The organism is Pseudomonas sp. ACN5 (assembly GCF_002303975.1).
GTDB lineage: Bacteria > Pseudomonadota > Gammaproteobacteria > Pseudomonadales > Pseudomonadaceae > Aquipseudomonas > Aquipseudomonas laurylsulfatiphila.
This window is the reverse complement of sequence record NZ_MRCP01000002.1, coordinates 359407-372113: the sequence shown is the minus strand read 5'-3', so window position 1 is coordinate 372113 and position 12707 is coordinate 359407. Positions and strand designations below refer to the sequence as shown.

The window sequence follows — 12707 nt, the reverse complement described above, 5'->3', positions numbered from 1 at the left end:
GTCGAAGGGTCAACGAGCATGCCCGGCCCTGATAGTCAGCCATAAGCTTGTGCTTGCATGGCGGGTCGTTATGCTAGGCCGCAAACCGGATAAGGAGTGAATTGTGAAAGCGTGGATCATGTTGTTGCTGGCCCTGTCCCTGCCTGTGGCAGCGGTGGCCGAAGAAGCCAAAGAAGATACCGCTCCGAAGGTCAGTTACATCACCTTGAGCCCGCCGTTCGTGGGCAACTACGGCCTGGACGGCACGCCGAAACTGAAAGTCTACAAGGCTGATGTGGCGTTGCGGGTGACCGGTGACGAGGCTGCCAAGGCGGTGAAGGCCAATGAACCGTTGATTCGCAATCAATTGGTCGCGCTGTTCGCCCAGCAGACCACCGAGACGATGAACAATGTCGAGGCCAAGGAAAAGCTGCGTCAGGAAGCCCTGAAACAGACCCAGCAGGTGATGAGCGACGAAACCGGCAAGCCGGTGGTTGAGGATTTGTTGTTCAACAACCTGATCATCCAGTAAGTCTTCTGGCGCCTGTACCGGCCTCTTCGCGAGCAAGCCCGCTCCCACAGGGTTCTGTGGTGGACATGTGATTGTGCTTCAACACAAATCAACTGTGGGAGCGGCGGTGCGACGATTCGACTTGCTCGCGAAGAGGCCAGTCCGGGCGGTGAACGACTCAAGGCTTTAAAGCAATCACCGCCGCCCACTGCTCCGGCGTCACCGGCATCACCGACAGTCGCGAACCTTTCTGCACCAGCGGCAATTCGACCAGCGCCGTCTGCTGCTTCAGGTAATCCAGTTTCAGCACCCGGGCAAACGTCTCGACATGGGCGACATCGATCGCGCTCCAGGCGTTTTTCTCCGCCGTTGCCTTTGGGTCGTAGTAATGACTTTCAGGTTCCAGCGCCGTCGGGTCCGGATACGCGGCTTCGACAATCTTGCCGATACCGGCGATGCCCGGCTCCGGGCAGCTGGAATGATAGAAAAAGAACTCATCCCCCACTGCCATGGCCCGCAGGAAGTTGCGTGCCTGATAGTTGCGAACCCCGTCCCAGCGCGCTTTGCCGAGCTTTTCCAGCCCTTTGATCGAGAGTTCGTCGGGCTCGGATTTCATCAGCCAATAGGCCATGTCTTTTGCTCCTTGCGTGGTGATTGAGCAACTTGTCGGCAATTTTATGACAAACCGACAGTCGGTTGACGTCAGCATTTGCGCAGCGGTTCACGTTGTCGCAAAATGCCGGCCTTTAAAGCTTGACGCTGCTGCACGGCCTACAAACGGAAACCGCTGCTGTCATCGTGTAGATCTGCCTTTGGGGGGCAATCGATGAAACGCAAACCGGATTTACTATGGATTTTGGTCATTTTATTTGGCCTTGGCGTCGTGACCACCGGCTATGCCCAAAGCCTGTGGGCCAGCAAGACCGATGCACCGGTCGAGCTTGCCCAGTTGCAGCAACAGTCGACCGCCTTCAAGCGCTGATCCTGTTGTCCCGGCGTCGCTGATCGAAGTGACGCCTAGCCTGCGTAATACCAGGCCTTGTCTGTCACCGTTCCCTGCAGCGGCACATCCCAGCTCGCCTGAGCCAATCGCTCCACCTTCTGACACTCATGGGCCAGCCCCAACAGCGTCGGCTTGCGCCAGTCATTGCGACGCGCCAGATAGGCCAGGCTCCGATCGTAGAAGCCGCCGCCCATCCCCAGGCGTCCGCCAACATCGTCAAACCCCACCAATGGCAACAACACCAGGTCCAGCGCCCAGATTCTGCGTTGCCGGGCGAGGTTGGCCCGAGGTTCGAGAATGCGGAAGCGGTTGGGTTTGAGTTTTTCCCCTGGCCGGATGCGCTGGAACACCATTTTGGTGCGTGGCCAGGCACTCAGCACCGGCAGATACGTGGCCTTGCCCCGGCGCTGTGCGGCACGCAGCAACAGGCGCGGATCGATTTCACCGTCGGTCGGCAGATAAAGCGAGATGTGTCTGGCGCGGCGGAACAGCGGTTGCTGGGCCAATTGCTTGTACAGCCCGCGAGCGGCCTGGCGCTGCTGACTGGGTGTCAGTGCGCGACGGGCCTTGCGCAGCATGCGTCGAAGTTGCGGGCGGGGAAGCAGCGCAGGTTCGGTCATGGATTCGGACTTCGGCAGGACGGATACATGAAGCGTACCCGCAAAAACGCCAATGCCGGTATTTAAACCGGCATTGGACTGGAATCAGGCTCCCCGAATGTGTCGCTGTCGACTTAGCCCTTGAACCCGAAAGTTCAAGGTGGAAGATGCAGTAGGCTTTAAGGCTTTCCGTCTAGCGGACATGCACACCAGCCCAACGTGCAACCTCCAGGGTATAGCAAATCGGCTCAGGGACATCGCCAACTGGCAAACACCCCAGGGAGTGAGGGCAGTATACCGCAAGCGGCGACGCGAATCAGCCTTTGGTGACGTCCGGATCGGTCGCGAGGACCAGATCGACGCGATCGAGCAGGTCGCGAACTTGCTCACGGGTCGAGCCGCTGACTTGAACGTCCGGGCGATCTTCCTTGTGCAGCAGGTCGTGGGTGATGTTCAGCGCAGCCATCACGGCGATACGGTCGGCGCCGATGACTTTGCCGCTGCTGCGGATCTCGCGCATCTTGCCGTCCAGATAACGGGCGGCGCTGACCAGGTTGCTGCGCTCTTCCTGAGGGCAGATGATCGAATACTCTTTGTCGAGAATCTGCACGGTGACGCTATTGCTTGAACTCATGAGTCTTGCTCCAGGGCCTTGAGGCGCGAAATCATCGACTCGACCTTACGCCGGGCGATTTCGTTTTTTTCAATGAGATGCGCGCGTTCCTCGCGCCAGGTCTTTTCCTGAGCTAGTAAGAGTCCATTTTGACTCTTAAGTTGCTCGACTCGGGTAATCAGCAATTCGAGTCTGGCCATCAGCGCTTGCAGGTCGGTGTCTTCCATTGTCTTCACTGTCTGATGGGTGTTGGACTGTAGGAGCGAGCTTGCTCGCGATGGGCGCCAACGATAACGCCGGGTCCCTGACAACCCGCGGCGTTCTCGGGTTCATCGCGAGCAAGCTCGCTCCTACAGGGTTAGTCGATGTAGGATACAAGGCCTTCATTCTAGACATAGCGCCGTCTGGCGCCTAGCTGCCCATGACCATTCAGAATTCCCCGTACCAAGGCTTCGCCACCCTGCTGACTTCCAGCGGCCACAACGTCTCGCCTGCTGAACTGCACGGCCTGCTGCTCGGCCGCAGTTGCGCCGGCGCCGGTTTCGATGCCGAAGGCTGGCTGATCGATGCCGCCGAACTGCTCGAAAGCGAGCCGCAGGACAACGTTCGCAACGCCCTGATCGGCTTGCAAGAGATGGTAAAAGGCGAGCTCACCGGCGATGACGTGACCGTCGTTCTGCTGTTGCCGACCGACGACGCCCCGCTCACCGAACGTGCCGCCGCACTGGGCCAATGGTGCCAGGGTTTCCTCAGCGGTTTCGGCTTGAACTGCCGTGACAGCAGCGCCCTGAGCACCGAGGCCACTGAAGTGCTTCAGGATCTGGCGGCCATCTCCCAGGTGCAAGATGCGCTGGAAGAGTCCGACGACGGCGAAAACGACTATATGGAAGTCATGGAGTACCTGCGCGTCGCGCCGCTGCTGCTGTTCTCCGAGACCAAGAAAGACGTGCCGGCCGCCGCCAAACCGTCGCTGCACTAATCGTTTGCCAGGGAACGCCATCTGCCCATGATCCACATCCCTAAATCGGAATACAGCCGTCGCCGCAAGGCCCTGATGGCGCAGATGGAACCCAACAGCATCGCCATCCTGCCCGCCGCCGCGGTGGCCATTCGTAACCGCGACGTCGAGCACGTCTACCGCCAGGACAGCGACTTCCAGTACCTCAGCGGCTTCCCTGAACCTCAGGCGGTATTGGTGCTGATGCCGGGTCGCGTGCATGGCGAATACATCCTGTTCTGCCGCGAGCGCAACGCCGAGCGCGAATTGTGGGATGGCCTGCGTGCCGGGCAGGAAGGCGCGATTCGCGACTTCGGCGCCGATGACGCCTTCCCCATCACCGATATCGACGACATCCTGCCGGGCCTGATCGAAGGCCGTGACCGGGTGTATTCGGCCATGGGCAGCAACCCCGAATTCGACCGCCACCTGATGGAATGGATCAACGTGATCCGCTCCAAGGCCAACCTCGGTGCCCAGCCGCCGAACGAATTCGTTGCCCTGGATCATCTGCTGCACGACATGCGCCTGTATAAATCGGCGGCAGAAGTGAAAGTGATGCGCGAGGCGGCGCGGATTTCCGCCCAGGCGCACGTACGGGCAATGCAGGCCTGTCGCGCCGGGTTGCACGAATTCAGCCTGGAAGCCGAGCTCGATTACGAATTCCGCAAGGGCGGGGCGAAGATGCCGGCCTACGGGTCGATCGTCGCGGCGGGGCGCAACAGCTGCATCCTGCATTACCAGCAGAATGACGCGCTGCTCAAGGACGGTGACCTGGTGCTGATCGACGCCGGGTGCGAGATCGACTGCTACGCCAGCGACATCACCCGGACCTTTCCGGTCAGCGGCAAGTATTCAGCGGAACAGAAAGCGATTTACGAATTGGTGCTGGCCTCTCAGGAAGCCGCCTTTGCCGAAATCGCCCCGAACAAACACTGGAACCAGGCGCACGAGGCCACGGTCCGGGTCATCACGACCGGGCTGGTCAAGCTGGGGTTGCTCCAGGGTGAGGTTGACGAACTGATCGCCAGTGAAGCCTACAAGGCGTTTTACATGCACCGCGCCGGCCATTGGCTGGGTATGGATGTGCACGATGTCGGCGAATACAAGGTCGGCGGCGAGTGGCGCGTACTGGAGGTCGGCATGGCGTTGACCGTGGAGCCGGGGATCTACATTGCTCCGGACAACCAGAGTGTGGCGAAGAAATGGCGCGGCATTGGCGTGCGCATCGAGGACGACGTAGTGGTCACCAGAACCGGCTGTGAAATATTGACGGGCGGCGTGCCGAAAACCGTCAGCGAAATCGAGGCCCTGATGGCGCAAGCACGGACACAGGCGGCATGAGTCGAGTCAACCTGGCAATCATTGGTGGCGGGCTGGTCGGTGCGAGTCTGGCGCTGGCCTTGCAGGCCGGGGCCAAGGCCCGAGGCTGGAAGATCGTGCTGATCGAGCCGTTCGCCCCGGGGGATACGTATCAACCGAGTTACGACGCTCGTTCTTCGGCGCTGTCCTTTGGCTCGCGGCAGATTTACCAACGCCTGGGCGTCTGGCAGGAAGTTTCCCGCCGCGCCGAGCCGATCAAGCAGATTCATGTTTCCGACCGTGGTCGATTCTCGACGGCGCGGTTGTCGGCGATGGAAGAGGGGGTTCCAGCGCTGGGTTATGTCGTTGAAAACGCCTGGCTCGGCCAATGCCTGTGGCAAGGCCTGGACAAGGACGTGATCAGCTGGCGTTGCCCGGCGGAAGTCACCCGCATGGAGCCGCTGACCGATGGCTATCGCCTGACCCTCAATGATGAAACCACCCTTGAGTGCGACCTCGCGGTACTCGCTGACGGCGGCCGCTCCGGCCTGCGCGAGCAACTGGGGATCGGCATCCGCAAGCGTCCGTATAACCAGAGCGCGCTGATCGCCAACATCACCCCGAGCGAGGCTCACAACGGCATGGCCTTCGAGCGTTTCACCGACGAAGGCCCAATGGCGTTGCTGCCGCTGCCGGAAAACCGCTGTGCTCTGGTCTGGACCCGTCTGGGCATGGACGCGCAACGCCTGGCGGCCCTCGATGAGCGCAGTTTCCTCAGTGAATTGCAGGGTGTCTTCGGTTATCGCCTTGGTACGTTGAAGCAGGTCGGTGCACGACACCTGTATCCGCTGACACTGGTCGAGGCCGAAGAACAGGTACGTCCGCATCTGGCGGTCCTCGGCAACGCGGCGCACAGCCTGCATCCGATTGCCGGCCAGGGGTTCAACCTGTCCCTGCGCGATGCCCAGGCCCTGGCCGATGCCTTGCTCGCCAGCGAAAAGCCCTTGGGCGACTTTGCCACCTTGCAGGCCTATCGCGAACGTCAGCGTCTCGACCAGGACCTCACCGTGGGCTTCTCCGATCAGGTCACGCGCCTGTTCGGCAGTACCCAGCCGCTGGTGTCCCTGGGTCGCAACATCGGCTTGCTCGGCCTCGACCTGCTGCCACCGGCCAAACGCTGGTTTGCCCGACAGGCGATGGGGCTGGGGACGCGACCGGATGCCTAGCTGGTTGAACCGCCGATTTGGCAAGGCACGATTGATAAAAAACCTGCCGCACTTGCAGGTCGACGTTCATGACGGCGCCGGCCACCTGGTGGCGCGAGTCGGGAAAACCCTTTACGTGCGGCTCAAGCCGCAAGAGAGACAGGCTTAAAGCATGGAAATGCGCGCAGATCTGCTGATTGTCGGGGCCGGAATGGTCGGCAGCGCCCTGGCGCTGGCGTTGCAGAACAGCGGGCTGGAAGTCCTGCTGCTGGACGGCAGCCCCATGAGCGTCAAGCCCTTCAACGCTCAGGCTGCTTTTGAGCCGCGGGTGAGCGCCTTGTCGGCTGCGAGCCAACGGATCCTCGAACGCCTTGGCGTCTGGGACGGCATCGCCGGGCGGCGCAGCAGCCCCTACACCGACATGCAGGTCTGGGATGGCAGCGGCACCGGGCAAATCCACTTCTCGGCGACCAGCGTGCATGCCGAGGTGCTGGGGCATATCGTCGAAAACCGAGTGGTCCAGGATGCCTTGCTCGAGCGCCTGCACGACTGTGACCTGGGGTTGCTGGCCAATGCACGGCTGGAACAGATGCGCCGCTCCGGCGATGACTGGCTGCTGACCCTGGCCGATGGCCGCACCCTGCGTGCACCGCTGGTGATCGCAGCGGATGGCGCCAACTCGGCCGTGCGGCGCCTGGCCGGGGTCGCGACCCGCGAATGGGATTATCTGCATCATGCCATCGTCACCAGCGTGCGTTGCGCCAAGCCGCATCAGATGACGGCCTGGCAGCGCTTCACCGACAACGGTCCGTTGGCGTTTCTGCCACTGGAGCGCGACGGCGAACAGGATTGGTGCTCGATCGTCTGGTCGACCACGCCCGGCGAAGCCGAACGCTTGATGGCGATGGATGACCAGGGTTTCTGCAAGGAACTGGAGCGAGCCTTTGAGGGGCGGCTCGGTGAAGTGCTCAGCGCCGACCCGCGCCTGTGTGTGCCCCTGCGCCAGCGGCATGCCAAGCGTTATGTGGCGCAAGGCCTGGCGTTGATCGGCGACGCGGCCCACACCATTCACCCGTTGGCCGGGCAGGGTGTGAACCTCGGATTCCTCGATGCCGCCGTGCTGGCCGAAGTGTTGCTGCAAGCGGCAACCCGTGGCGAACGCCTGGCGGATGTGAAAGTCCTCAGCCGTTACGAGCGTCGGCGCATGCCCCACAACCTGGCACTGATGGCAGCGATGGAGGGCTTCGAGCGCTTGTTCCAGGCGGATCCGTTACCGGTGCGCTGGTTGCGTAATACCGGGTTGAAAATGGTTGAGAAGATGCCCGAGGCCAAGGCCTTGTTCGTGCGTGAAGCGCTGGGGTTGACCGGGGATTTGCCGGCGCTGGCCAAGCCCTGAGTTCTGCATAGCGGCTACTGGCCTCTTCGCGGGCAAGCCCGCTCCCACAGGTATCGCTTTGGGCACGGGAATTGTGAACGTTGTGGGAGCGGGCTTGCCCGCGAAGGTGTCAGCACAAGCACCACAAATTCCAGGCGGTGCAACATCCGGTAACTCCTCCGCGAACAGCTTCGATTGAGAAGCTAAATGTGAGTCCTTATCATTTGATCTCATTTTCCAATCGAGAGACCGCTCCCATGTTGGCACCGAAGCGTCTACTGACTGCACTGGCCCTGACCCTGATTGGCAGCACCGCCGCCCAGGCTGCTGACGAGGTGGTGGTCTACTCCTCGCGTATCGACGAGCTGATCAAGCCAGTATTCGATGCCTACACAGCCAAGACCGGCGTGAAGGTGAAGTTCATCACCGACAAGGAAGCGCCGCTGATGCAGCGGCTCAAGGCCGAGGGCGCGAATACGCCGGCCGACCTGCTGCTGACCGTCGATGCCGGCAACCTCTGGCAAGCCGAGCAGATGGGCATCCTCCAGCCGTTCACCTCGAAAACCATCGACGCCAACATTCCGCTGCAGTACCGGGCAGCTTCCCACGCCTGGACCGGCTTGAGCCTGCGGGCGCGGACCATTGCCTACTCCACTGACCGTGTGAAGCCGGGCGAACTGACCACCTACGAAGCACTGGCCGACAAGCAATGGGAAGGCCGCCTGTGCCTGCGTTCGGCGAAGAAGGTCTACAACCAGTCCCTGACCGCGACCATGATCGAAGTGCACGGCGCCGGCAAGACCGAGGAAATCCTCAAGGGCTGGGTCAAGAACCTGTCCACTGACGTATTCTCCGACGACACCGCGGTGCTCGAAGCGATCAATGCCGGCCAGTGCGATGTCGGCATCGTCAACACCTACTATTACGGCCGCCTGCACAAGCAGAAGCCGGATCTGCCGGTGAAACTGTTCTGGCCGAACCAGGCCGACCGTGGCGTACACATCAACCTGTCGGGTATCGGCCTGACCCAACACGCGCCACACCCGGAAGCGGCCAAGGCCCTGGTGGAGTGGATGACCACGCCTGAAGCGCAGAAGATCTTTGCCGACGTGAACCAGGAGTTCCCGGCCAACCCGGCCGTACAGCCATCGGCTGAAGTCGCCGCATGGGGCAAGTTCATCGCTGATACCTTGCCTGTGGAAATCGCCGGCAAGCGCCAGGCTGAGGCGATTCGCCTGATGGACAAGGCTGGCTGGAACTGATTTGCCCGATATACTGCGCCCCGCCTATGCGGGGCGTTTGTTTTTTTGTTGCGCGCTTCTGACTCTGTAGGAGCGAGCTTGCTCGCGATGAACGTCAGGGCACCGCGGATCGTCAGACTCCCCGCGTTATCGTTGACGTTTTTCGCGAGCAAGCTCGCTCCTACAGTGTCGATTTCACCCATTAATAGTAGAGAACCAAGCCTGTGGCCCACCCTGCCCAACGCCGCTGGTATCCCGTCGTCTTCGCCATTGCTGCGCTGGTCCTGTTGCCCCTGAGCGTCCTGCTGCTTTCCTGGCAAATCATCGATCAACAGATCTGGTCCCATCTATGGGACACACAGATGCCGCGTTTGCTGGGTAATACCCTGACCCTGGTGCTAGGCGTCGGTGTCGGTGTGACAGTCCTGGGTGTCAGCCTGGCCTGGCTTACCAGCCTTTGCGAATTCCCCGGCCGGCGCTGGCTGGACTGGGCGCTGATGTTGCCCTTCGCGATTCCGGCCTATGTGCTGGCCTTCGTCTTCGTCGGCCTGCTGGATTTTGCCGGGCCCGTGCAAACCCTGCTGCGCGAATGGTTCGGCAGCGGTCTGCGACTGCCGCGCGTGCGCTCCACGGGCGGGGTGATTGTGGTGCTGGTGCTGGTTTTCTATCCCTATGTGTATCTGCTGGCCCGCACGGCCTTCCTCGCCCAGGGCAAAGGCCTGATGGAAGCGGCGCGGGTCCTGGGTCAATCGCCCTGGCAAGCGTTCTGGCGTGTGGCATTGCCCATGGCGCGGCCGGCCATCGGTGCGGGCGTGGCATTGGCGCTGATGGAAACCCTGGCGGATTTCGGCGCAGTGTCGGTGTTTAACTTCGATACCTTCACCACGGCCATCTACAAGACCTGGTACGGTTTTTTCAGTCTGTCTTCCGCCGCGCAACTGGCCAGCTTGTTGCTGCTGGTGGTGATGCTCGTGCTCTACGGCGAACGGCGTGCTCGCGGGGCCAACCGGGCGGGCAACGAGCGGCCACGGGTCAAGGCGCTGTATCACCTGCGGGGCTTCAAGGCACTGGCGGCCTCGACCTGGTGCGGTCTGGTGTTTGCCTGCGCTTTTGTTATCCCGATGCTGCAATTGGCGGTGTGGTTCTGGCAGCGCGGGCGCTTCGATCTCGACGAGCGCTACACCGGGTTGATCGTCCATACCTTGTACCTGGGGGCGATGGCGGCGTTGATCACCGTCAGCGTCGCCTTGTTGCTGGCGTTTGCCCGACGCCTGGCGCCCACCCGGGTCATTCGTTCCGGGGTCAGTCTGGCCAACCTGGGTTACGCCTTGCCGGGCTCGGTGCTGGCGGTGTCGATCATGCTGGCGTTCAGTTACCTGGATCGCGAGCTGGTGATCCCGCTCTCGAGCTGGCTCGGTGGCGCGGGCAAGCCGCTGCTGCTGGGCAGTCTGTCAGCGTTGTTGCTGGCCTATCTGGTGCGCTTCATTGCGGTGGCCTACGGACCACTGGAAAGCAGTCTGGCGCGTATACGGCCATCTTTGCCCGAAGCGGCACGTAGCCTTGGCGTCAGTGGGCCGCGACTGTTTTTCAAAGTGTATCTACCGTTGTTGTTGCCCGGCACCTTGAGCGCGGCGCTGCTGGTGTTCGTCGACGTGCTCAAGGAAATGCCCGCGACCCTGCTGATGCGCCCGTTTGGCTGGGACACGCTGGCGGTGCGGATCTTTGAAATGACCAGCGAAGGAGAATGGGCGAGGGCATCTTTGCCAGCGTTGACCCTGGTGCTGGTCGGGCTGCTGCCGGTCATCGGATTGATCCGGCGCTCAGCGCATCGAAACAGCTAGGTGTCAGTCCTACACCTTGCGGCTACAATGCGCGGCATTCGGTGCGGTCCGTCTGACAGACCAGGTAGCTGAAATCGGCTAAAGGCCTTTTGTTTCAAGGCATTCAGTCCGTGCAGCACTTGCCCGCACCTTCGCCACGCCCGGAAGGAGAAACCCATGGGACAGCGTACGCCTCTGTATGACCTTCATCTCGCGCTCGGCGCAAAGATGGTCGATTTTGGCGGTTGGGACATGCCTCTGCATTATGGATCGCAGGTCGAGGAACACCATCAGGTGCGCCGCGATTGCGGTGTCTTCGATGTATCCCACATGACCGTTATCGACGTCGGCGGCCCCCAGGCCAAAGCCTGGCTTCAGCATTTGCTGGCCAATGATGTCGAACGCCTGCACAGCCCCGGCCGTGCGTTATACAGCACCATGCTCAACGAACAGGGCGGCATCGTCGACGACATGATCGTCTACCGTCTCGACGAGGGCTATCGCCTGGTGGTCAATGCCTCCACCCGCGATCAGGACATGGCCTGGATGCAAGCGCATCTCGACGGTTTCGACGTGCAGCTTCGCGAGCGTTCCGAGTTGGCGATGCTGGCCATCCAGGGGCCTCACGCCCGGCAAAAAATTGCCGAGCTGGTCAACCAGTCCCGCGGCAATCTGATCCAGCTCCTCAAGCCCTTCGAAGGCCTGCCCGATGGTGACTGGTTCATCGCGCGCACCGGTTATACCGGCGAAGACGGCCTGGAAATCATTCTGCCGGCGGATCAGGCACCCGGGTTCTTCAACGATCTGGTCGGTGCCGGGATTTCTCCCATCGGTCTTGGCGCGCGGGATACCTTGCGGGTCGAAGCCGGCATGAACCTTTACGGTCAGGATATCCAGCAGGATGTTTCACCCCTGGCTTCCAATATGGCCTGGACCATCGCCTGGGAACCTGCCACCCGGCAGTTCATCGGGCGCAAGGCCCTGGAAACCGAGCAAGCCGCTGGTGTACAGCACAAACTGGTCGGTCTGGTCCTTGAGGAGCGTGGTGTTTTACGCGCTCATCAGGTCGTGCGCATCGCCGATGTTGGCGAAGGGGAGATCACCAGTGGTAGTTTCTCTCCTACGCTTAGCAAGTCGATAGCGCTGGCGCGCGTGCCGATGGCAACTGCCGACCGCGCTGAAGTGGAAATTCGTGGCAAGTGGTACCCGGTTCGGGTGGTCAAACCGACCTTCGTACGCCACGGCAAAACCTTGATCTAATCTTTTCCAGCGGTTAACGACCGCTGACAATTTCCTGAGGACACAGAACATGAGCAATATCCCTGCCGACCTGCGTTTTGCCGAAAGTCACGAATGGGCACGTCTGGAAGCCGATGGCACCGTCACCGTGGGCATCAGCGATCACGCGCAGGAAGCGCTGGGTGATGTGGTGTTCGTCGAGCTGACTGAAGTCGGTAACGTGTTTGCCGCTGAAGATCAGGCTGGTGTCGTTGAATCGGTTAAAGCCGCTTCCGATATCTACTCCCCGATTGCCGGTGAAGTGATCGCGGTCAACGAAGATCTGAGCGCTTCGCCGGAACTGCTCAACAGCGACCCGTACGGCGCGTGGATCTTCAAGCTCAAGCCAAGCAACACCGCCGATCTGGAAAAACTGCTGGATGCCGCCGGCTACAAGGCCGCCATCGGCGAGTAATACTCGCCCCCCGTAGGAGCTGCCGCAGGCTGCGATCTTTTGCTTTTGTTTTTAAAATCAAAAGATCGCAGCCTGCGGCAGCGCCTGCAAAGGCTGAGTCAAGACCGCAAGACGGCTTTGCTCATCGCCGTGAACATGCCCTCCTTAAAACCGCGCTCGCGGTAAAGGCTCAACAGGTGAATCGGTGGGTAGTGATAGCCGATCCCGACCCCCCAATGCCTGCATCTGCGCCATGAAAGTCGCGCGTGCCTGGGCCGTATCCTTTGCGCGTCACCGGGTCGATGTCGGCAAACACCGGGGTGGCGGAGCCGGATTGGCTGACGACGCCACGCCATCCACGCGAAGATCGACTGCTATGCTGGTTTGACC

General features: G+C 61.2%; 14 protein-coding genes, 1 other RNA gene and 2 pseudogenes. 11 read left to right on the top strand and 6 right to left on the bottom strand.

Features of this window, described 5'->3' with window-relative positions:
* Positions 1 to 103 precede the first annotated feature (103 nt).
* Positions 104 to 511, top strand: a complete 408-nt coding sequence (locus tag BSF40_RS04920) for a flagellar basal body-associated protein FliL (protein ID WP_095964287.1) — start codon at positions 104 to 106, stop codon at positions 509 to 511.
* 157 nt (positions 512 to 668) lie between these two features.
* On the opposite strand, the gene BSF40_RS04915 is transcribed toward BSF40_RS04920, so the two are convergent.
* Entirely contained in the window at positions 669 to 1121 is a 453-nt protein-coding gene (locus BSF40_RS04915; protein ID WP_095964286.1) for an EVE domain-containing protein, read from the bottom strand.
* A 195-nt stretch (positions 1122 to 1316) separates the two neighbouring features.
* Here BSF40_RS04915 and BSF40_RS32665 point away from each other — a divergent pair, with 195 nt between their 5' ends.
* Complete coding sequence (locus BSF40_RS32665; RefSeq protein ID WP_007978897.1) at positions 1317 to 1472, top strand: hypothetical protein; 156 nt, start codon at positions 1317 to 1319, stop codon at positions 1470 to 1472.
* A 35-nt stretch (positions 1473 to 1507) separates the two neighbouring features.
* Here BSF40_RS32665 and BSF40_RS04905 read toward each other — a convergent pair whose 3' ends face one another.
* The 4 genes from BSF40_RS04905 to BSF40_RS04890 form a co-directional block, all read right to left on the bottom strand.
* Positions 1508 to 2113 carry a 5-formyltetrahydrofolate cyclo-ligase gene (locus tag BSF40_RS04905; RefSeq protein WP_007978899.1) on the bottom strand — a complete coding sequence of 202 codons (606 nt, stop codon included), beginning with the start codon at positions 2111 to 2113 and terminating at the stop codon, positions 1508 to 1510.
* 86 nt (positions 2114 to 2199) lie between these two features.
* A non-coding RNA gene (ssrS, locus tag BSF40_RS04900) (6S RNA) lies at positions 2200 to 2378 on the bottom strand.
* A 30-nt stretch (positions 2379 to 2408) separates the two neighbouring features.
* Complete coding sequence (locus tag BSF40_RS04895; RefSeq protein ID WP_007978902.1) at positions 2409 to 2726, bottom strand: cell division protein ZapA; 318 nt, start codon at positions 2724 to 2726, stop codon at positions 2409 to 2411.
* Complete coding sequence (locus BSF40_RS04890) at positions 2723 to 2932, bottom strand: TIGR02449 family protein (protein WP_007982902.1); 210 nt, start codon at positions 2930 to 2932, stop codon at positions 2723 to 2725. Before BSF40_RS04890 ends, BSF40_RS04895 begins: the two co-directional genes overlap by 4 nt.
* A 194-nt stretch (positions 2933 to 3126) precedes the next feature.
* On the opposite strand from BSF40_RS04890, the gene BSF40_RS04885 reads away from it, so the two are divergent.
* From BSF40_RS04885 to gcvH, 9 genes and pseudogenes are all read left to right on the top strand, one after another.
* Positions 3127 to 3684 carry a YecA family protein gene (locus BSF40_RS04885; protein ID WP_095964285.1) on the top strand — a complete coding sequence of 186 codons (558 nt, stop codon included), beginning with the start codon at positions 3127 to 3129 and terminating at the stop codon, positions 3682 to 3684.
* Between the two features lie 27 nt (positions 3685 to 3711).
* Entirely contained in the window at positions 3712 to 5046 is a 1335-nt protein-coding gene (gene pepP, locus BSF40_RS04880; RefSeq protein ID WP_095964284.1) for a Xaa-Pro aminopeptidase, read from the top strand.
* Positions 5043 to 6230, top strand: coding sequence for a 2-octaprenyl-6-methoxyphenyl hydroxylase (ubiH, locus tag BSF40_RS04875; RefSeq protein WP_095964283.1), 1188 nt, complete (start codon positions 5043 to 5045; stop codon positions 6228 to 6230). The genes pepP and ubiH overlap by 4 nt, the downstream gene beginning before the upstream one ends.
* Positions 6231 to 6267: 37 nt before the next feature.
* Positions 6268 to 6378: pseudogene (locus tag BSF40_RS04870) on the top strand (tetrameric acyl-CoA thioesterase); the annotation flags it as partial.
* 9 nt (positions 6379 to 6387) lie between these two features.
* Positions 6388 to 7605, top strand: a complete 1218-nt coding sequence (locus BSF40_RS04865; RefSeq protein ID WP_172435672.1) for a 2-octaprenyl-3-methyl-6-methoxy-1,4-benzoquinol hydroxylase — start codon at positions 6388 to 6390, stop codon at positions 7603 to 7605.
* 236 nt (positions 7606 to 7841) lie between these two features.
* Positions 7842 to 8846, top strand: a complete 1005-nt coding sequence (locus BSF40_RS04860; RefSeq protein ID WP_015097299.1) for an extracellular solute-binding protein — start codon at positions 7842 to 7844, stop codon at positions 8844 to 8846.
* A 203-nt stretch (positions 8847 to 9049) separates the two neighbouring features.
* Positions 9050 to 10666, top strand: coding sequence for an iron ABC transporter permease (locus BSF40_RS04855; protein WP_095964281.1), 1617 nt, complete (start codon positions 9050 to 9052; stop codon positions 10664 to 10666).
* Positions 10667 to 10822: 156 nt separating this feature from the next.
* A complete protein-coding gene (gcvT, locus tag BSF40_RS04850) occupies positions 10823 to 11905 on the top strand; it encodes a glycine cleavage system aminomethyltransferase GcvT (protein WP_095964280.1) in 1083 nt (360 codons plus the stop codon).
* Between the two features lie 49 nt (positions 11906 to 11954).
* Positions 11955 to 12338 carry a glycine cleavage system protein GcvH gene (gene gcvH, locus BSF40_RS04845; protein WP_007978918.1) on the top strand — a complete coding sequence of 128 codons (384 nt, stop codon included), beginning with the start codon at positions 11955 to 11957 and terminating at the stop codon, positions 12336 to 12338.
* A gap of 131 nt (positions 12339 to 12469) precedes the next feature.
* On the opposite strand, the pseudogene BSF40_RS33435 reads toward gcvH, so the two are convergent.
* Positions 12470 to 12602, bottom strand: a pseudogene (locus BSF40_RS33435) (DegT/DnrJ/EryC1/StrS aminotransferase family protein); the annotation flags it as partial.
* Positions 12603 to 12707: the final 105 nt, after the last annotated feature.

Excerpts from the sequence above, each read along its gene's own strand:
- BSF40_RS32665 (WP_007978897.1), top strand. The coding sequence starts at position 1,317 with ATGAAACGCAAACCGGATTTACTATGGATTTTGGTCATTTTATTTGGC.
- pepP (WP_095964284.1), top strand. The coding sequence starts at position 3,712 with ATGATCCACATCCCTAAATCGGAATACAGCCGTCGCCGCAAGGCCCTG.
- BSF40_RS04865 (WP_172435672.1), top strand. The coding sequence starts at position 6,388 with ATGCGCGCAGATCTGCTGATTGTCGGGGCCGGAATGGTCGGCAGCGCC.
- BSF40_RS04895 (WP_007978902.1), bottom strand. The coding sequence starts at position 2,726 with ATGAGTTCAAGCAATAGCGTCACCGTGCAGATTCTCGACAAAGAGTAT.
- BSF40_RS04905 (WP_007978899.1), bottom strand. The coding sequence starts at position 2,113 with ATGACCGAACCTGCGCTGCTTCCCCGCCCGCAACTTCGACGCATGCTG.
- gcvH (WP_007978918.1), top strand. The coding sequence starts at position 11,955 with ATGAGCAATATCCCTGCCGACCTGCGTTTTGCCGAAAGTCACGAATGG.
- ubiH (WP_095964283.1), top strand. The coding sequence starts at position 5,043 with ATGAGTCGAGTCAACCTGGCAATCATTGGTGGCGGGCTGGTCGGTGCG.
- gcvT (WP_095964280.1), top strand. The coding sequence starts at position 10,823 with ATGGGACAGCGTACGCCTCTGTATGACCTTCATCTCGCGCTCGGCGCA.
- BSF40_RS04885 (WP_095964285.1), top strand. The coding sequence starts at position 3,127 with ATGACCATTCAGAATTCCCCGTACCAAGGCTTCGCCACCCTGCTGACT.
- BSF40_RS04860 (WP_015097299.1), top strand. The coding sequence starts at position 7,842 with ATGTTGGCACCGAAGCGTCTACTGACTGCACTGGCCCTGACCCTGATT.
- BSF40_RS04890 (WP_007982902.1), bottom strand. The coding sequence starts at position 2,932 with ATGGAAGACACCGACCTGCAAGCGCTGATGGCCAGACTCGAATTGCTG.
- BSF40_RS04915 (WP_095964286.1), bottom strand. The coding sequence starts at position 1,121 with ATGGCCTATTGGCTGATGAAATCCGAGCCCGACGAACTCTCGATCAAA.